Source organism: Mycolicibacterium pyrenivorans (genome assembly GCF_025821625.1).
GTDB lineage: Bacteria > Actinomycetota > Actinomycetes > Mycobacteriales > Mycobacteriaceae > Mycobacterium > Mycobacterium pyrenivorans.
This window is the reverse complement of sequence record NZ_JACKSH010000237.1, coordinates 138,983-156,610: the sequence shown is the minus strand read 5'-3', so window position 1 is coordinate 156,610 and position 17,628 is coordinate 138,983. Positions and strand designations below refer to the sequence as shown.

At 69.0% G+C, this 17,628-nt stretch carries 21 protein-coding genes and 1 tRNA gene; 7 read left to right on the top strand and 15 right to left on the bottom strand.

Features of this window, described 5'->3' with window-relative positions:
* Positions 1 to 10: 10 nt before the first annotated feature.
* On the bottom strand, positions 11 to 481 hold the full coding sequence (locus tag H7I57_RS26110) for an LppP/LprE family lipoprotein (RefSeq protein ID WP_264027123.1): 471 nt from the start codon (positions 479 to 481) through the stop codon (positions 11 to 13).
* A 68-nt stretch (positions 482 to 549) separates the two neighbouring features.
* Positions 550 to 885 (bottom strand): hypothetical protein, encoded by a 336-nt coding sequence (locus tag H7I57_RS26105; RefSeq protein WP_264027113.1) that lies wholly within the window; start codon positions 883 to 885, stop codon positions 550 to 552.
* Positions 886 to 1,177: 292 nt separating this feature from the next.
* Here H7I57_RS26105 and H7I57_RS26100 point away from each other — a divergent pair, with 292 nt between their 5' ends.
* Positions 1,178 to 1,546 (top strand): hypothetical protein, encoded by a 369-nt coding sequence (locus H7I57_RS26100; RefSeq protein ID WP_264027112.1) that lies wholly within the window; start codon positions 1,178 to 1,180, stop codon positions 1,544 to 1,546.
* A gap of 34 nt (positions 1,547 to 1,580) precedes the next feature.
* Here the strand turns inward: H7I57_RS26100 and H7I57_RS26095 are convergent.
* Positions 1,581 to 1,653: transfer RNA gene (locus H7I57_RS26095), tRNA-Asn, on the bottom strand.
* A gap of 156 nt (positions 1,654 to 1,809) precedes the next feature.
* On the opposite strand from H7I57_RS26095, the gene H7I57_RS26090 reads away from it, so the two are divergent.
* Positions 1,810 to 2,061 carry a hypothetical protein gene (locus H7I57_RS26090; protein WP_264027111.1) on the top strand — a complete coding sequence of 84 codons (252 nt, stop codon included), beginning with the start codon at positions 1,810 to 1,812 and terminating at the stop codon, positions 2,059 to 2,061.
* Here H7I57_RS26090 and H7I57_RS26085 read toward each other — a convergent pair.
* Genes H7I57_RS26085 through H7I57_RS26075 form a run of 3 tightly spaced genes read right to left on the bottom strand, consistent with a single transcriptional unit; the run spans position 2,058 to position 5,674 of the window.
* Positions 2,058 to 2,369 (bottom strand): DUF7155 family protein, encoded by a 312-nt coding sequence (locus H7I57_RS26085; RefSeq protein WP_264027110.1) that lies wholly within the window; start codon positions 2,367 to 2,369, stop codon positions 2,058 to 2,060. The genes H7I57_RS26090 and H7I57_RS26085 overlap by 4 nt on opposite strands.
* A gap of 58 nt (positions 2,370 to 2,427) precedes the next feature.
* Positions 2,428 to 4,374, bottom strand: a complete 1,947-nt coding sequence (dnaG, locus tag H7I57_RS26080; RefSeq protein ID WP_264027109.1) for a DNA primase — start codon at positions 4,372 to 4,374, stop codon at positions 2,428 to 2,430.
* 31 nt (positions 4,375 to 4,405) lie between these two features.
* The gene (locus H7I57_RS26075; RefSeq protein WP_264027108.1) at positions 4,406 to 5,674 is read right to left on the bottom strand and encodes a deoxyguanosinetriphosphate triphosphohydrolase; all 1,269 of its coding nucleotides are present in this window, start codon (positions 5,672 to 5,674) and stop codon (positions 4,406 to 4,408) included.
* A gap of 72 nt (positions 5,675 to 5,746) precedes the next feature.
* On the opposite strand from H7I57_RS26075, the gene H7I57_RS26070 reads away from it, so the two are divergent.
* The gene (locus tag H7I57_RS26070) at positions 5,747 to 7,753 is read left to right on the top strand and encodes a TPM domain-containing protein (RefSeq protein WP_264027107.1); all 2,007 of its coding nucleotides are present in this window, start codon (positions 5,747 to 5,749) and stop codon (positions 7,751 to 7,753) included.
* A gap of 10 nt (positions 7,754 to 7,763) precedes the next feature.
* Here the strand turns inward: H7I57_RS26070 and H7I57_RS26065 are convergent, their stop codons facing one another.
* Complete coding sequence (locus H7I57_RS26065) at positions 7,764 to 9,170, bottom strand: glycine--tRNA ligase (protein ID WP_264027106.1); 1,407 nt, start codon at positions 9,168 to 9,170, stop codon at positions 7,764 to 7,766.
* Positions 9,171 to 9,256: 86 nt separating this feature from the next.
* On the opposite strand from H7I57_RS26065, the gene H7I57_RS26060 reads away from it, so the two are divergent.
* Together H7I57_RS26060 and H7I57_RS26055 are read left to right on the top strand one after the other, a co-directional pair.
* Positions 9,257 to 9,628 (top strand): ArsR/SmtB family transcription factor, encoded by a 372-nt coding sequence (locus tag H7I57_RS26060; RefSeq protein ID WP_264027105.1) that lies wholly within the window; start codon positions 9,257 to 9,259, stop codon positions 9,626 to 9,628.
* On the top strand, positions 9,625 to 10,020 hold the full coding sequence (locus H7I57_RS26055) for a Fur family transcriptional regulator (RefSeq protein WP_264027104.1): 396 nt from the start codon (positions 9,625 to 9,627) through the stop codon (positions 10,018 to 10,020). Before H7I57_RS26060 ends, H7I57_RS26055 begins: the two co-directional genes overlap by 4 nt.
* Here H7I57_RS26055 and H7I57_RS26050 read toward each other — a convergent pair.
* From H7I57_RS26050 to recO, 4 genes are all read right to left on the bottom strand, one after another.
* Complete coding sequence (locus H7I57_RS26050; protein ID WP_264027103.1) at positions 10,017 to 10,208, bottom strand: hypothetical protein; 192 nt, start codon at positions 10,206 to 10,208, stop codon at positions 10,017 to 10,019. The two genes, H7I57_RS26055 and H7I57_RS26050, sit on opposite strands and share 4 nt — an antisense overlap.
* 30 nt (positions 10,209 to 10,238) lie before the next feature.
* Positions 10,239 to 10,646 (bottom strand): hypothetical protein, encoded by a 408-nt coding sequence (locus H7I57_RS26045; RefSeq protein WP_264027102.1) that lies wholly within the window; start codon positions 10,644 to 10,646, stop codon positions 10,239 to 10,241.
* A 90-nt stretch (positions 10,647 to 10,736) separates the two neighbouring features.
* Positions 10,737 to 11,624, bottom strand: a complete 888-nt coding sequence (locus H7I57_RS26040) for a decaprenyl diphosphate synthase (protein WP_264027100.1) — start codon at positions 11,622 to 11,624, stop codon at positions 10,737 to 10,739.
* Positions 11,569 to 12,426, bottom strand: coding sequence for a DNA repair protein RecO (gene recO / locus H7I57_RS26035; RefSeq protein ID WP_264027098.1), 858 nt, complete (start codon positions 12,424 to 12,426; stop codon positions 11,569 to 11,571). The genes H7I57_RS26040 and recO overlap by 56 nt, the downstream gene beginning before the upstream one ends.
* 63 nt (positions 12,427 to 12,489) lie before the next feature.
* Between recO and H7I57_RS26030 the strand changes: the two genes are divergently transcribed.
* Both H7I57_RS26030 and H7I57_RS26025 read left to right on the top strand, forming a co-directional pair.
* Positions 12,490 to 14,028, top strand: coding sequence for an amidase (locus H7I57_RS26030; protein WP_264027097.1), 1,539 nt, complete (start codon positions 12,490 to 12,492; stop codon positions 14,026 to 14,028).
* A 22-nt stretch (positions 14,029 to 14,050) separates the two neighbouring features.
* Positions 14,051 to 14,533 (top strand): CAP domain-containing protein, encoded by a 483-nt coding sequence (locus H7I57_RS26025; protein WP_264027183.1) that lies wholly within the window; start codon positions 14,051 to 14,053, stop codon positions 14,531 to 14,533.
* Here the strand turns inward: H7I57_RS26025 and era are convergent, their stop codons facing one another.
* From era to ybeY, 4 genes are read right to left on the bottom strand one after another with little or no spacing between them, the layout of a single operon-like run.
* On the bottom strand, positions 14,534 to 15,454 hold the full coding sequence (era, locus tag H7I57_RS26020; RefSeq protein WP_264027095.1) for a GTPase Era: 921 nt from the start codon (positions 15,452 to 15,454) through the stop codon (positions 14,534 to 14,536). It abuts the gene before it with no gap.
* On the bottom strand, positions 15,451 to 15,768 hold the full coding sequence (locus H7I57_RS26015) for a cytidine deaminase-like protein (RefSeq protein WP_264027093.1): 318 nt from the start codon (positions 15,766 to 15,768) through the stop codon (positions 15,451 to 15,453). The genes era and H7I57_RS26015 overlap by 4 nt, the downstream gene beginning before the upstream one ends.
* Positions 15,765 to 17,066, bottom strand: coding sequence for a hemolysin family protein (locus H7I57_RS26010; RefSeq protein WP_264027092.1), 1,302 nt, complete (start codon positions 17,064 to 17,066; stop codon positions 15,765 to 15,767). The genes H7I57_RS26015 and H7I57_RS26010 overlap by 4 nt, the downstream gene beginning before the upstream one ends.
* Positions 17,063 to 17,617, bottom strand: coding sequence for an rRNA maturation RNase YbeY (gene ybeY / locus H7I57_RS26005; RefSeq protein ID WP_264027090.1), 555 nt, complete (start codon positions 17,615 to 17,617; stop codon positions 17,063 to 17,065). The genes H7I57_RS26010 and ybeY overlap by 4 nt, the downstream gene beginning before the upstream one ends.
* Between the last annotated feature and the right edge of the window lie 11 nt (positions 17,618 to 17,628).

Here is a 17,628-nt window from a genome sequence, read left to right as displayed (position 1 = left end):
CAGCGCGGTGTCAGGGGCCGGGGATCGCGTCCAGCACGGTGAGCCTGCCGTCTTCGAGCGTGACCCGGGCCGAGCCGATGCCGGTCGGGCAGCACGCCTGATCCCCATCCTGGAGCCATTGGTACTGCACGTTGGCGGTGTGGTTCCCCTGCGCGGTGACCGTGATGTAGGTCCGCGGTTCCGGGGTCGGTGATCCGACGGGCTCTCCCCCGTCGAAGAACAGCACCTGCTGCGGGCTGTCGGGCGCATCGCCGGAGGCGACGATGACCCAGTGCAGTCGGCAGTCCGGCGTGCTGCCCCGGGAGGTGTCCCGCCACGCCCCGGGCGGCAGCAGCGCGAACTCGGCGGTGACCGCGTCGGGAGCGGGACCGGGTCCGCAGTCGGCGGTGCTCGTCGGCGCCGGACCGGACGGGCTCCAACCGCAGCCCGCGGTGATCGCGGCCATCGTCACCACCGCCGGCGGGAGACGCGAAAATCGCATGCCGCCAGACTAGTGTCGTGCCGTCGCGAGCCGCCCAGCCGCTATCGGTCAGGTGTAGTCGCTGACGGTCATCCCTCGCCGCCCAGCTCGCTTTGGTCCCGGTCGTTCTCGGCGGTGTCCTGGGCCATCACCGACTCGTGGAGCCACTGCTGGACATCGCCGCCGAGGCGGTCCGCGGACAACTCGGCGAAGTCGAGGGCCTGTACCGCCATCGCCGCCAAGACCTTCATGGCCCGTCCGCTGCGGTAGATCTCCGCCATCAACGCATAGAGACCTTCGTTGTCTTCGGCGCACAACGCCGACAGGTACCGGCGGGCGTCCGCGAACTCGCGGTCGACGTGGGCCATTTTCCTTCGGAAGTCGTCGGGCGAGGGCAGGTCGTCGGGTGTGTGGGTGGCAGCCATGCCGCGATAGTGCCTGCCGAATCCTGCAACACCAACGGTTTCCGCAAGAAGAGCGCACCGCACGACGGCGGATTGACCGATCACCCGAGCCTGGCGTGCGCATGAAACTCGGCGGCAGCAAATGAACGACGGATCTGTCGGTGACGCTCACTAAGATGGTTTCATGCAGGTGAGAAGAATGATTTATCCTCTCCTAGACCGTGATATCTCCCGAATAGCTGGTTCTAGCTACGAAGAAGAAGCGCGACGGCGGCACGCTGAGATACCAATCGAGGGGGTCGGTGTCGTCCACGTGCTCACCGAGGTGCCCGATGACGATCCGGGGTACGGGTTCAGCGACGTCACACTCGCGCGGTTCAGGGACGGCGCGCTGGAAGAGCCCATCCCGGTGACCGGTTCCGTCGGCGAAAGCGCGATGGCGCGGTGCATGCACGAGCACTGGTGCGATCTCGAGCGACTGATCAGATGCATCCAGGGCGACAGGGACGCACTCAGCCTGCTCGACATCGACTACGAACTCGGCGACGACATCGACGAGCCGCCGAAATCGCTCGACCGATGTCAGGGTGCCGACCCAGGGCTGACCCCCCGTGTCCTGGCGCTGATCGCACGGGCCGAGAGCAGGTGCGTACAGATTGCCGATCCCGATGGTGTCAGGTGAGAGCGAAATGCCCTCTACCAGTGAAAGACTCTTGCTCCCCCGGCTGGACTCGAACCAGCAACCCTTCGGTTAACAGCCGAATGCTCTGCCAATTGAGCTACAGGGGATTGCCCTCCCGCGGACAGTGCGCCGCGGGCCAGAGAGCACTTTAGCCTACGTCCGCTTCGGGGTGCCAATGCGCGCCCGGGCGCGCGCGTGGTGCCCGCGGTGAGGCAGGATGGACACCGACACATCGTCGCGCACGAGACATCGGGAGGAGCCCTGTGATCGGGTATGTCGCCGTTGCAGCTATCGGCTACGTGCTGGGCACGAAGGCAGGCAGGCAGCGCTACGAACAGCTCGCGGGGACTTATCGCGCGGTCACGGGCAGCCCGGCGGCCAAGGCGGTGATCGACGCCGGCCGGCGCAAGATCGCCGACCGGGTGTCCCCCGACCCGAGCATGGTCGAACTCACGCCGATAGACCCCGGCACCGATGTCCTCGAGCCGGAGCAGATGGCGAAGAAAGCCCGCTAGCCGATACCGCGAGTGATGGTGGTGCCGGGCAGCAGCGGCCCGGTTTCAAACGGGATCCCGACTCCGAAACCGTCGCCGTTCAGGCCGACCTGGGGCGTCCCGACCGATACGGGTGAGCCGTTGGAGTACGACAGGCAGTTGCCGTCCTCCTTGTTGCCGAACCAGGCCAGGCACGCGGGGCCCGCAGTCACCTGCGGGGCGGCATCGGTGCTGGTCAGGGACACGTAGAGCGGAACCGCGACGGCTGCGGCCGCGAAGGCCCCAGCGATCAGCCGCGATCCATTGGCCCGGATGTTGTGCACAGACATCTCCCGCTCGCCTTCTCCCCGACGGTTAGCAGTACACACCATAACCCGGCGGGCCGATTCATGCAGTCAGGTCGTCGCCACTCGCCTGTTCGAGCAGGCTGCGCCGGTAGCTCTCCATCGCCACCAGGTCACCGAACAACGCGTGGTACTCGTCACCCTGCTCGACCGGCGACATCCGCTGCAGCTTCGACTTCACCTCGGCGATCTGGCGGCCGATCCACACCTCCTGCAGCCGGGCCAGCACGCCGCCGATGTACCGCGGCAACCTCTCGTCGTCGGCGTTGATCGCGTCCACACCCAGTTCGTTGACCAGGGTGGCGGCCGCCGGCGAGGCGGTCTGCTCACGCACGGCCTCGATCCACTGCGCCCCGGTCATCCCCGACGAGGTGCCGCCCGCGGCTTCGATCGCCGCCCGAACAGCCGCGTAGCCGGGATGGGTGAAGCTCTCTGCCGCCAGCGAGTCGAACACCGGCCCCGCCAGCGCAGGGTACTGCAGCGCCGACTTGAGCGCCTCGCGCTGCGGCCACAACGTCGGATCGGCGGGGTCGGGCCGGGCGGGCGCGGGCGGTGTCGCCGCACCGGCGCCCTGCGGAGAGGGCTTCTCGGCCTGGGCGCCGCGGCGGCGGCGGTCCGGCAGCCCTCGCTTGCCTGCCTCTTCGCGCACCCGGGACAGCACCTGACCTTCGTCGCGCCACCCCGTCCACCCGGCCAGCCGCCGCGCGTACTCGTCGCGCAGCGCGTAGTCCCTGATTCGGGCGACCAGTGGCACGCACCGGCGCAGCGCGTCGACCTGCGCCTGCGGGTCGTTGTCCAGCACATCGCCGGCGGGGATCAGGCTGCGGATCGCGAACTCGAACATCGGGATGCGGCGCGCCACCAGATCCCGCAGCGCGCCGTCGCCGGACTTCAACCGCAGATCGCACGGATCCATGCCGTCGGAAGCGATTGCCACAAAAGACTTTCCGGCCACCTGCTGGTCACCGTCGAACGCCTTCAGCGCCGCCGCCTGCCCGGCCGCGTCGCCGTCGAACACGAAGATCAGCTCGCCGCGGTACCAGTTGTCGTCCATCATCAGCCGCCGCAGCAGCGCCAGGTGCCCGTCGCCGAACGCGGTGCCGCAGGACGCCACGGCCGTCGCCTCGCCGGCCAGGTGCATGGCCATCACGTCGGTGTACCCCTCGACGACGACGGCGCGGTGCGCCTTGGCGATGTCGCGCCTCGCCAGGTCGAGGCCGAACAGCACGGCGGACTTCTTGTACAACACCGTCTCGGGGGTGTTGACGTACTTGGCTTCCATCTGGTCGTCGTCGAAGATCCGCCGGGCGCCGAACCCGATGACCTCGCCGCCGCTGGCCCTGATCGGCCACAGCAGCCGGCGGTGGAAACGGTCCATGGGGCCGCGACGCCCCTCCCGGGACAGCCCGGCCGCCTCGAGCTCCTTGAACTCGAACCCCTTGCGCAGCAAGTGTTTTGTCAGCGAATCCCACCCCGACGGCGCGAAGCCGCAACCGAACCGTGCGGCGGCCTCCGCGTCGAAGTTGCGTTCGATCAGGTACTGGCGGGCCGGAGCCGCCTCCTCGGACTGCAGCGCCGCTGCGTAGAACTCCTGGGCGGCGACGTTGGCGGCCAGCAGCCTGCTGCGGCTGCCCCGGTCGCGTTGCACGTTGGCGGTCGAGGAGCCGGTATAGGTGACGGTGTAGCCGACGCGGTCGGCGAGCAGCTCCACCGCCTCGACGAAGCTGACGTGCTCGATCTTCTGCAGGAACGCGTAGGCGTCGCCGCCCTCCCCGCAACCGAAGCAGTGGAAATGCCCGTGGTTGGGCCGGACGTGGAACGACGGCGACTTCTCGTCGTGGAACGGGCACAGGCCCTTGAGCGAATCCGCCCCCGCGCGGCGCAGCTGCACGTACTCACCGACGAGATCCTCGATGTTCACCTTCTCGCGGATGGCGGCGATGTCGCGATCGGGGATTCTCCCCCGCCCCCGAGACCCGTCGCCTGCCACGCGGCCAGTCTAGAGCCCGCGGCGACGGCGGTTACGCGGGTTCGAGGCGCTCAAGGCGCCCTTCGGTGAACGACGCGACCTGGTCGATCACCACCCGCAGCCGGGCGCCGTCATCGGCGGCGGCGTTGAAGTCCGGGACGAACAGCGGATCCAGCGTCGCCGGCGCACCCGCCAGGATGAACTGCACCGCCTCGTCGATCCGGTCGCGCTGCCGCGCCTGCAGATCCAGGTGCCGCGGATCGGACATGATGAACTGCAGCGCGAGGATTTTCAGCACCGCCACCTCCGCGCGGACCACGGTGGGCACCTCCAGGTTGGCGCTGTAGCGCACCAACCGGCCCGGCCCGGCCACATTGCGGGTGGCTGCGATCGCCGACGACGCGAACCGGCCCACCAGCTCACTGGTCATCGTCTTCAACGCCACCGACGCCGACAGCGTGGCGTCATACTTCCCGACCGCGGCCACCGCAGGCAGCATCGACAGCCGCTCGGCCGCCTCGATCAGGTCCGCCGCCGCCAGGCCGCCGCCCATCCCGTGCGACTGCCCCAGCCGGCCGAGCGCACCCACCGCGTCGTCGTCGGCGAGCACCCGAAGGTCGATGCGTCCGGAGGTCACGCCGTCCTCGACGTCGTGCACCGAATAGGCGACGTCGTCGGCCCAGTCCATGATCTGGGCCTCCAGGCAGGGCCTGCGGTCGGGCGCATCGCCGCGCACCCACGCCGCGGCTGCCGCGTCGTCGGCGTAGAAGCCGAACTTGCCGCCCTCCGGTGGCCGGTACCAGGGATACTTCGTCACCGCGTCCAGCGCGGCACGCGTCAGGTTCAGTCCCGCGCTGCGCGGCTCGTCTGCCTGTGTGTCAAGCACTTTGGGTTCCAGCCGCGTCAGGATGCGGAAGTTCTGCGCATTGCCCTCGAACCCGCCGCACCCGTCGGCGAGTTGGTTGAGTGCCCGCTCCCCGTTGTGACCGTACGGCGGATGGCCGATGTCGTGCGCCAACCCCGCCAGGTCGACCAGGTCGGAGTCGGCGCCCAACCCGACCGCCATCCCCCGGCCGATCTGGGCCACCTCCAGCGAGTGGGTCAGCCGGGTGCGGGGCGTCTCGCTCTGCCCCGGACCGACCACCTGGGTCTTGTCCGCCAGCCGACGCAGCGCCGCGGAGTGCAGGACACGCGCGCGATCGCGTGCGAAGTCGGTGCGGTGCTCGGCGGCCGTGCCCGGCAACGCGGCACTCTTCGGCGGCTCGACCACCAGACGCTGGCGGTCGAACTCGCTGTAGCTGTCCTGCCTTTTCGCATTCACCGAGGCACAGTCTGCCAGGACTGTTCGCCGGTCCCGGGAGGTCCGGCTGTGCGCGGCACTACATTGACGACCATGCGCATCACGCGAGTGCTCGGCCTGCCCTTGGCACTGTTGACCACCCTGCTGACCGCCGGCGTTCTCCTTGCCCCCGCGGCAGGCACCGAACCACCGCTGCGGTTGCCCGGCTACGTCACCGATCAGGCAGGCGCGCTGACCGCGTCGCAGCTCGGTGAGGTGGAGTCGGCGGTGGGTCGCCTCTACGAGGACCGCAAGATCCGGCTGTGGGTGGTTTTCGTGGAGGGCTTCTCGGGGCAGGGCGCGGTGAACTGGGCGCGCAGCACCATGCAGATCAGCGATCTCGGAAGCTACGACGCACTGCTCGCGGTCGCGACGGTCGACCGCGCGTACGCCCTCCAGGTGCCCTCCTCGGTGCCGAACGTCACCGCCTCGGAAGTCGACGAGGTTCGGCGCACCGAAGTGGAACCCGCGCTGCGGGACAACGACTGGGCCGCCGCCGCGGTGGCCGCCGCCGACGGGCTGAACAACGCGGCCGCGCCCCGCGCCGGGATGTCCTGGGGCGGGCTGCTGATCGCGCTCGGCGTGCTCGCCCTGGCCGCGCTCATTCTCTGGCTGTGGAGCAAGCGCCGCCGCAGCAAGCGTCGCGCCGCCGAGATCGCCGCCGCGCGGCGCGTCGACCCGAGTGATCCCAAGGCACTGGCGTCGGTGTCGGTGGACGCCCTCGACGAGCTGTCCAGGTCGATCGTCGTCGAGGTCGACAACGCGGTCCGCACGAGTAGCAACGAACTCGCCTGGGCGGTGGACGAATTCGGGGCACAGCAGACCGAACCGTTCACCCGCGCCGTCGAGCACGCCAAACAGACCCTGGCCCAGGCGTTCAACGTGCGCCAGCAGCTCGACGACGCGATCCCGGAGACGCCTGCCCAGCGACGTGACCTGCTGACCCGCGTCATCGTCGCCGCCGCCAAGGCCGACCGCGAGCTGGACGCGCAGACCGAGGCGTTCGAGAACCTGCGCGACCTCGTGCTCAACGCACCGTCACGGCTGGACGGCCTGACCCGGCGCGTCGTCGACATCACCGCCCGGATCGAACCGTCCCAACAGAAGTTGGCCGAACTGCACACCGAGTTCGACGCCGCCGCGCTGGCTTCGGTGGCGGGCAACGTCGACGCGGCCCGCGAGCTGCTGACGTTCGCCGACCAGAACATCACCAGGGGCCGCGAGCTGGCCGCCCGCCCGGTGGCCGGCAAGCAGACCGAGCTGGTCGACTCCGTGCACGCCGCGGAATCGGCGTTGGGGCAGGCCACCTCGCTGCTGGATTCGGTCGACAGCGCCGCGAGCGACATCAGGCGTGCGGCCGCGCGGCTGCCGGCGTCCATCGAGGATATTCAGTCCGGCATCCGACAGGCCGCCGAGTTCCTGGCCCGCGGTGACACCCCCAAGGCCGCCGAGCTCGCGGCCGCCCGCGACAAGGCCGCCGCGGCGGTCGCCGAGGCCCAAAGAGCCGGCGGCACCGACCCGCTCGGCGCCTTCACCCGGCTGACCCAGGCCGACGCGGACCTCGACCGCCTGCTGGCGGCCGTCGAGCAGCAGCGCGAGGCCGCCGAGCGGTTGAACCGTGCCCTCGAGGAGGCGCTGTTCGTGGCGCGGTCGCGGGTGCGGTCGGTGTCGGACTTCATCGACACCCGCCGGGGAAGCGTCGGCCCGGAGGCCCGCACCCGGCTGGCCGAGGCCGTCCGCCAGATCGGCGCCGCCGACTCCAAGCGCACCTCGAATCCGTCCGAGGCGATCGCGCACGCCAACGGTGCGGCGATGCTGGCCGCGGAGGCGCAACGGCTGGCCAACCAGGACGTCCAGCAGGCCCAGCAGGCGTACATGGGTCGCTACGGCGGCGGTGGCGGTGGCGGCAACATGGGCGCGATGATCGGCGGGATTCTGATCGGCAACGTCCTGGGCGGCGCGTTCCGCGGCGGTTTCGGTGGCGGTGGCTTCGGCTCGGGTTCCTTCGGCGGGTCCGGCGGAGGCGGCGGCGGGATGTTCGGCGGCGGCGGCCGCTTCTGAGCCGCCCCGCTCAGCAGCCCTTGAGGCGCACGGCCAGGTAGTCCGGCACCTGCGAGATCGACACCCGCTCCTGGGTCATCGCGTCGCGTTCGCGCACGGTGACCGCGTCGTCTTCGAGGGAGTCGAAGTCCAGCGTCACGCAGAACGGCGTGCCGATCTCATCCTGGCGGCGGTAACGCCTGCCGATGGCCCCGGCGTCGTCGAACTCGACGTTCCACGACTTGCGCAGCACGGCGGCCAGGTCGCGGGCCTTCGGCGACAGGTCGGCGTGCCGCGACAACGGCAGCACCGCCGCCTTGACCGGCGCCAGCCGGGGATCGAGCTTGAGCACGGTGCGCTTGTCCACGCCGCCCTTGGCGTTCGGCGCCTCGTCCTCGGTGTAGGCATCGACCAGAAACGCCATCAGCGAGCGGGTCAGTCCGGCTGCCGGTTCGATGACGTAGGGCACATAGCGCGTCTCGGTGGCCTGATCGTAGAAGGACAGGTCGACCCCGGAATGCTGTGAGTGTGTGGACAAGTCGAAGTCCGTGCGGTTGGCGACACCCTCGAGCTCACCCCACGGGTTGCCGGCGAAGCCGAACTTGTACTCGATGTCGACGGTGCGGTCGGAGTAGTGCGACAGCTTGTCCTTCGGGTGCTCGTAGAGCCGGAGGTTGTCGGCGTCGATACCGAGGTCGACGTACCAGGACAGCCGGGTGTCGATCCAGTACTGGTGCCATTCCTTGGCCGTCGACGGTTCGACGAAAAACTCCATCTCCATCTGCTCGAACTCCCGCGTCCGGAAGATGAAGTTGCCCGGGGTGATCTCGTTGCGGAAACTCTTGCCGATCTGCCCGATCCCGAACGGCGGCTTCTTGCGCGCGGTCGTGACCACGTTGGCGAAGTTGACGAAGATGCCCTGCGCGGTCTCGGGCCGCAGGTAGTGCAGCCCCTCCTCGGTCTCGATCGGGCCGAGGTGGGTCTTGAGCATCATGTTGAAGTCGCGGGGCTCGGTCCACTGGCCCTTGGTGCCGCAGTCCGGGCAAACGATGTCGGACATCGGCACCGAGTCGGGGCTGGAGAAGCCCTTCTTCGCTCCGCCTTTTTCGAAGTAGTGCTCCTGCATGTGGTCCTGGCGGTGCCTCTTGTGGCAGTTCAGGCACTCGACCAGCGGGTCGTTGAACACCTCGACGTGCCCGGAGGCCACCCACACCTCACGCGGCAGGATGATGGCGGAGTCCAGGCCCACGACATCATCCCGAGCCGTCACGACCGACCGCCACCACTGCCGCTTGATGTTCTCCTTGAGCTCGACACCGAGCGGCCCGTAATCCCAGGCCGACTTGGTCCCGCCGTAGATCTCGCCGGACTGGAACACCAGCCCGCGGCGTTTGGCCAGGTTTGCAACGGTGTCGATGATCGAGGAAGACGGAGCCACGGTGCAACAGCGTAGCGACGTTGGACCGCGGGTCCTCGCGGGCGACCCGTTTGACATGCACGATCGCGCATGTACCGTGAACCCTAATGAAAATCGTTTCCAGAACGGTGCCGACGGACTCGGCCCACCAGCACAGTGCGGCGCCGCTGCCCGAGATGCCGCCGCGCGAGGTTCTCGACAGGTCGGGTGATCTGCTGCGCGCGCTGGCCGCACCGGTGCGCATCGCCATCGTGCTGCAGCTGCGCGAAGAAGCGAGGTGCGTCCACGAACTGGTGGACGCACTGGACGTGCCGCAGCCGCTGGTCAGCCAACACCTGCGGATCCTGAAGGCGGCAGGCGTGGTCGACGGGGCACGCTCGGGCCGGGAAGTGTTGTACCGCTTGGTGGATCATCATCTGGCGGACATCGTCGTCGCCGCCGTCACCCATGCCGCCGAGGACGGGGCCGACGGGCGGTGAAAGGCACCGTCCGCGCGACGCGGCAGCGCGCCGCCATCTCCGCACTGCTCGAGAACCTCGACGAGTTCCGCTCCGCCCAGGAGTTGCACGACGAACTACGCCGCCGCGGTGAAGGCATCGGACTGACCACCGTGTACCGGACATTGCAGCAGATGGCTGCGGCCGGCGTCGTCGACACGCTGCGCACCGACACCGGCGAATCGGTGTACCGGCGCTGCTCGGAACATCACCACCATCATCTGGTGTGCCGGACGTGCGGTTCGACCATCGAGATCCAGGGCGGTCAGGTCGAGAAGTGGGCCGCCGAGGTCGCCCGCGAACACGGGTTCTCCGACGTCAGCCACACCATCGAGATCTTTGGCGTCTGCAGTCGGTGCTCGTCGGACAACTAACGTCGCCGCAGGCCCCGCCAGCCGGCGAACGCGATCACGACGCCGACGATCGCGATGATCGGCCCGAGGACCGACCACGTGGTGGTGTTGCTCATCGGGCTTCCTTGCACCGCCCCGAGTCCCTGAAACATGAACAGGAGACCGAAGAGCGCGACCAAAACGCCGATGACGACGACCGCTATACGCATACCCGTGACCCTAACGCCGGGGCCCGGTGATCAGGCGACCAGCGCCCGCCGCACATCGGCACCGGTGGCCAGCACCATCAGGATCAGCGTGCTCAGCGCGTCGTCGGTGAGGCCCGCGGCCGGGAAGTTGTAGCGCAGCAGCACGTCGCCGGTCTTCTTGGACCTGCCCGTGCCGGTCGCGATCTTCTCCACCAGCGACACCGTGCCCAGCAGGGTGTCGTGCGCGTGCTTGGCGACCTTGGCGCGAATCTTGCTGTCCAGCGGCAGATCCCAGGCCAGAACCTGGGTGAGCGACACCAGGTCGAGGTCCTCGGCGATGGTGACGACGCGCAGCGACGCGAACGTGTCGTCGTGCTGCACCGTCAGCGCACCGTCGTCCTCGCGCTGCACGGGCAGGATCGCCTCGAGAACAGCGGGGAGTCGCTCCGAGAGGTCCATCGGTTCCCGGCCTCTCTACGCTCTGCCGCTCAGGCACATCATTCGGCTCTGCCGCTCAGGCACATCATTCGGCTCTGCCGCTCAGGCACATCATTCGGCTCTGCCGAAGCGCCGGTTGCGGTTGACGTACTCCTCGCACGCGGCCCACAGGTCGCGGCGGTCGTAGTCGGGCCACAGCTTGTCCTGGAAGACGTACTCGGCGTAGGCCGCCTGCCACAGCAGGAAGTTACTCGCCCGCTGCTCCCCCGACGTGCGGATGAACAGGTCGACGTCGGGAATGTCGGAGCGGTGCAGGTGCTTGGCGAACGTCGCCTCCGTGATCCGGCTTGGGGTGATCTTGCCGTCGACGGCCTGCTGGGCGAGCTCGCGGGCCGCCTCGACGATCTCGGTGCGCCCGCCGTAGTTCACGCAGTAGTTGATCGTGATGACGTCGTTGTCGACCGTCATCTGCTCGGCGATGTCGAACTCTTTGATGACGCTGCGCCACATCCGGGGCCTGGAGCCGACCCAGCGCATCCGCACGCCCATGTCGTTGAGGTTCTCCCGGCGGCGTCGCACCACATCCCGGTTGAAGCCCATCAGGAACCGGACCTCCTCGGTGCTGCGCTTCCAGTTCTCGGTGGAGAACGCGTACACGGTCAGGTGCTTGACGCCGATCTCGATGGCACCGCAGGTGATATCGATGAGCACCGCCTCGCCCATCTTGTGTCCCTCGGTGCGCCCCAGTCCGCGCTGGGTGGCCCACCGGCCGTTGCCGTCCATCACCACCGCGACGTGTTGGGGCACCTGGTCCGCCGGAATCTGCGGTGCGGCGGCCTTCGACGTGTGCTGCGGTGGGCGGGCGAATTTGCCGTTGGTGCGCTGCGGGAGTTCCGGGAAGACGACCGGCCAGTCCGACTCGTCCGGGAAGGTGGGGTAATCCTCAGGCGCCGGGGGCAGCTGCGGGTAGCGGTTCTTCCCCGTCCGCTTCGTTGCCATGCGCCATATCCTGCCCGATGCCCCTGCCCCTCAGCTGAACGCCATGCTCGGTGACGGCGCGATCCACCCGGTACACACGCTCGACCAGCGGCAACGTCCGCAGCTGTCGTTCCAGGTGCCACTGCAGGTGCGCGGCGACCAACCCGCTGGCCTGGCTGCGGTGCTGCGACGAGGACCCCTGCGCGTGTTCCCAGTCGCCCTCGTAGAGCGCGGCCATCAGCTCCAGCACACCCTGGGGCGGGGTCACCGACCCGGACGGCCGGCAGTGCACGCACACACTTCCGCCGGCCGCGACGTGGAACGCCCGGTGCGGGCCGGGGGTGGCGCACCGCGCGCATTCGGTCAGCGACGGCGCCCACCCGGTGATCCCCATCGCGCGCAGCAGGTAGGCGTCCAGGACCAGTTCGCGGGGGCGATTGCCGTCGGCCACCGCGCGCAGCGCCGCCACGGTCAACCGGTGCAGCGCGGGGGCCGGGGCGCGCTCCTCCCCGGCGAGCCGCTCGGCGGTCTCGAGCACCGCGCAGGCGCAGGTGTAGCGGCCGTAGTCGCAGACGATGTCGGAGGCGAACGCGTCGATCGCCTGGACCTGGGTGACGATGTCGAGATTGCGGCCCGGGTGCAGCTGAACATCGATGTGCGCGAACGGTTCCAGCCTCGCCCCGAACTTGCTGCGGGTTCGCCGCACCCCTTTGGCCACCGCCCGCACCAGGCCGTGATCGCGCGTGAGCAGGGTCACGATGCGGTCGGCTTCGCCGAGCTTGTGCTGGCGCAACACCACCGCTCGGTCCCGGTACAGACGCATTCGGCCAGTGTCGCACTGCCAACCGACGAAAACCGGTCCGCAGCGCCGATACTCTCGTAAGTGATGGCCCCAACACCTGCCCGCCGCGGTCGATCCGCCCCCCGGTTCCCCACCCTGACCTACCAGCTGTATCAGCTGGCCAGTGGCGCGTCCACATCCAGCGAACTGGTGCGCACCTCGCTGGCGGCCATCGAGGCGAGCCAGGAAACTCTCAACGCGTTCCGGGTGGTCCTCACCGACCAGGCCATCGCCGACGCGGCCGCCGCGGATCGCAAACGCGAGGCGGGTCAGGATATTTCGAAGTTCCCGCTGCTGGGCATCCCGATCGCGGTCAAGGACGACGTCGACGTCGCCGGGGTGCCCACCCGGTTCGGCGCCGGCGGCCACGTGCGGGTCGCCGAGGCCGACGCCGAGGTGGTGCGACGGCTGCGCGCCGCCGGTGCGGTGATCGTCGGCAAGACCAACACCTGCGAGCTGGGCCAGTGGCCGTTCACCAGCGGGCCCGCGTTCGGGCACACCCGCAACCCGTGGTCGGCCGAGCACACCCCGGGCGGCTCCTCGGGCGGCAGCGCGGCCGCGGTCGCGGCGGGTCTGGTCGCGGCCGCGATCGGTTCCGACGGCGCGGGCAGCGTCCGCATCCCGGCGGCGTGGACACACCTGGTCGGCATCAAGCCGCAGCGAGGGCGCATCTCGACCTGGCCGCTGGCCGAGGCGTTCAACGGCATCACCGTCAACGGCGTGCTGGCCCGCACGGTGGCCGACGCGGCGCTGGTGCTCGACGCCGCATCGGGCAACGCCCCCGGCGACCTGCACAAACCGCCGCCGATCCAGGCGTCGGACTATGTGTCCCGCGCTCCGGGACCGCTGCGGGTCGCACTGTCCACGAAGTTCCCGTTCACCCTGTTCCGGGCGAGCCTGCACCCCGAGATCCACGCGGCGCTGGAGAGGGTCGCCGGACAGCTCGAACAACTCGGCCACACCGTGATCGCGGCCGATCCCGACTACGACCTGCGCATGTCGTGGAACTTCCTGGCTCGTTCCACCGCGGGGATCCCGGAGTGGGTCGAACGGCTGGGCCACGGCGTGACGTGGGACAACCGCACCCTGTCCAACGTGCGGACGGGCCGACTGCTGTCGCAGCACGTGCTGCGCAAGGCCCGCGCCCACGAGGCGGCGTCGCACCGGCGGATCGGGTGGGTCTTCAACCTGGCCGACGTCGTGATCGCGCCGACGACCGCCCAGCCGCCCCCGAAGGTCGACGCGTTCGACCACCTCGGAGGACTGGCCACCGACCGCGCCATGATCCGCGCCTGCCCGGCGACGTGGCCGTGGAATCTTCTCGGCTGGCCGTCGATCAACGTGCCCGCCGGATTCACCTCCGACGGGCTGCCCATCGGAATCCAGCTGATGGGCCCGGCGCACAGCGAGCCGCTGCTGGTGTCGCTGGCCGCCGCACTGGAGGCGATCACCGGGTGGGCGGCGCACGAACCGGAGAACTGGTGGGACACCCGGACACCGGCGGCAGGCGACGAATCCGCGAAAACTCCCGATGACTCCACCAATCTGAGCGCTCCGGGCTCGGTCACCGACGAGGTCGCGTAATGTGCCCGCTGTGACCCTCAGCATGATCGTGCGCGCTCTGCCTGCGGTGGCGCTGTTGGGCGTCTCCGCCGGCATCTCTGCAGGTATGCCTGCCGCCCACGCGGACAACAAGCGACTCAACGAGAGCGTCGTCGTCAACGTCTACACGATCCAGAAGCAGCAGCAGTGCGCCACCGAGATCAAGATCAACCCCCAGCTCAGGCTGGCCGCGCAGTGGCACACCAACGACGTCCTCAACAACCGCGCCCTGAACGGCGACATCGGTTCCGACGGATCGACCGCTCAGGACCGTGCCAACAAGGCCGGGTTCGTGGGCACGGTGTCCGAGACCGTCGCGATCAACCCCGCGCTGGCCATCAGCGGGGTCGAGATCATGAACCAGTGGTATCACCGGCCCGACTACATGGCGATCATGTCCAACTGCGCGAACACCCAGATCGGCGTGTGGTCGGAGAACAGACTGGACCGCAGCGTCGTGGTCGCGGTCTACGGCCAGCCCGGATAGCTAGAAACCCAGTCGGCCTAGCTGTTTGGGGTCGCGCTGCCAGTTCTTGGCGATCTTCACGCGCAGATCCAGATAGACCTTGGTGCCCAGCAGCTTCTCGATCTGCGTGCGCGCCGCGGTGCCCACCTCACGCAGCCGCGCGCCGCCCTTGCCGATGACGATGCCCTTCTGGGAGTCGCGTTCGACGTACAGGATGGCGTGCACGTCCATCAGGGGCTGATCGTCTGGGCGGTCCGGCCGCAGCTCCATCTCCTCGATGACCACCGCGAGCGAATGGGGTAGCTCGTCGCGGACACCCTCAAGGGCGGCCTCGCGGATGAGCTCCGCGATCAACGTCTCCTCGGGTTCGTCGGTGAGCTCGCCGTCAGGGTAGAACGCCGGGCCCGGCGGCAGCTGCGCGGCGAGCAGGTCGATGAGGACGTCGAGTTGTTCACCCTTGGTCGCCGACACCGGCACGATCTCGGTGTCGGCGCCGACGAGTTCGCTGACCGCCATGAGCTGTCCAGCAACCTGGTCCTTGGACACCTTGTCGATCTTGGTGACGATCGCGATCAGCGTCGTCCTCGGTGCCACGGCGCGGATCTGCTCGACGATCCACCGGTCCCCCGGCCCGATTTTCTCGTCGGCGGGGATGCACAGCCCGATCACGTCCACTTCCGAGTACGTGCCCTTGACCAGATCGTTGAGCCGCTGTCCCAGCAGCGTCCGGGGACGGTGCAACCCGGGGGTGTCCACCAAGATGATCTGGAACGCGTCGCGGTGCACGATGCCGCGGATCGTGTGCCGGGTGGTCTGCGGCCGGTTCGACGTGATCGCCACCTTGGTGCCGACCAGCGCGTTGGTCAGCGTCGACTTGCCGGTGTTCGGCCTGCCGACGAAACAGACGAAGCCCGAACGGAACTCGCCTTCCGGGGCGGTCATAGCGGGTTGCCCGCCCGGTCGGTCACGATGATCGCCGCCTCACCGGACAGCTCCCGCACCGCCGCGACGCCGTCGTCGTCGGCCGATCCGCCCACCAGCACCGCGGCCTCGAGGCCCGTCGCACCGCTGGACACCGCCGCGGCGACCGCGGCCTGCAGCGCCGTCAACTCCAGAGCCGCAAGCGCCACCGGGGCTCCGGCGTAGGTGCGGCCGTCGGCGTCGCGGACAGCCGCGCCGCTGGACGCCTCGGCGCGGCCCATCGCGCCGCGCGCGAGGACCACCAGCTTCGCGTCCTCGGGATCCAGCTCGCTCATTGGTGTTCATCTCCGTCGTCGTCGGGATCCGGTTCCACGGGACTGACCAGCACGGTGCCGATCCGGACACGCCCCCGCGGGTCCGGTCCACCCTCGGCTTGCAGCCGCAGACCGTCCCATGTCACCTCGGCGCCCGGCAGCGGCACACGACCGAGTTCGAGCGCGACCAGCCCTCCCACGGTGTCGACGTCGAGGTCGTCGTCGAACGTGACGTCGTAGAGCTCGCTGAGGTCTTCGATCGGAAGCCGGGCGGACACCCGATACCGCTTGTCACCCAGCTCTTCCACCGGGGCGACCTCGTCGGTGTCGTACTCGTCGGCGATCTCCCCGACGATCTCCTCGAGCACGTCCTCGATCGTCACCAGCCCCGCGATCGCGCCGTATTCGTCCACCAGCAGCACCATGTGAACGCGGTCGCGCTGCATCTCCCGCAGCAGCTCGTCCAGCGGCTTGGAGTCCGGGACGAACGCGGCCTTGCGCATCACGTCGGAGACCCTGGTGTCCCTGCCGCCGTTCATCGAGTAGTACGTGCGCTGCACGAGGTCCTTCAGGTACACGACACCGACGACGTCGTCGACGTTCTCGCCGATCACCGGGATTCTCGAGTGCCCGCTGCGCACCGCCAACGAGGTGGCCTGACCGGCTGTCTTATCACATTCGATCCACACCATCTCGGTACGCGGCACCATGACCTCGCGGGCCGGGGTGTCACCGAGCTCAAACACCGACTGGATCATCCGGCGCTCGTCGTCGGCGACCACGCCGCGCTGCTGGGCCAGGTCGACGACCTCGCGCAGCTCGATCTCGGAGGCGAACGGGCCGTTGCGGAATCCGCGGCCCGGTGTCAGCGCATTACCGAGCAACACCAGCAGGCGGCTGACCGGCAACAGCAGCACCGAGATCGCCTGCAGCGGAAGGGCGGTGAGCAACGCGATGGTGTAGGCGTTCTGCCTGCCCACGGTGCGGGGGCCGACACCGATCGCCACGAAGCTGACCACCACCATGATCGCGGCCGCGACGGCCAGCCCCCACGTCACCCCGAGGCCACCATCCAGGTACGCCGCGAGCAGCACGGTCGCGCTGACCTCGCAGGCGATGCGGAGCAGCACGATGAGGTTGATGTAGCGGGGCCGCTCGACCATCACCCTGGCCAGCCGCACCGCGCCCGGACGTTCGTCGCGGACGAGTTCCTCGACGCGCGCCATCGACACCGTGCTCAGCGCCGCATCGATCGCCGCGAACAGACCGCCGAACGCGACCAGCACGATGGCGCTGATCAGTTGGCCGACGGGGCTCACGGATTGTCGCCGTGGTTCGGCTCGTCGAAGAGCCTGGACCCGTCGATCAGCCTGCGGTCCTTCTCGGTCTGCCGGTCCTGGTAATAGGCCTCGACCTGGTCGGCCACCCACTCCTCGAGCAGTTGGCGTTGCAGCGCGAACATCTCTTTTTCCTCGTCTGGTTCGGCGTGGTCGTAGCCGAGCAGGTGCAGCACGCCGTGCACGGTGAGCAGCGCCAGTTCCTGGCCGAGGGTGTGGCCGGCCTCGGCGGCCTGCTTGGCCGCGAACTCCGGACACAGCACGATGTCGCCGAGCATCGACGGGCCGGGTTCCGGCGCGTCGGGCCTGCCGCCGGGCTCCAGCTCGTCCATCGGGAAACTCATGACGTCGGTGGGACCGGGAAGGTCCATCCAACGCACGTGCAGATCGGCCATCGCCGCGGTGTCCAGCAGCACCATCGACAGCTCGGCGGCAGGATTGACGTCCATCTTGCGGATGACGAACTTGGCGACGCTGATCAGTTCCTGTTCGGAGACGTCGATGCCCGATTCGTTGGCAACCTCGATGCTCATGGGGTGGTCCG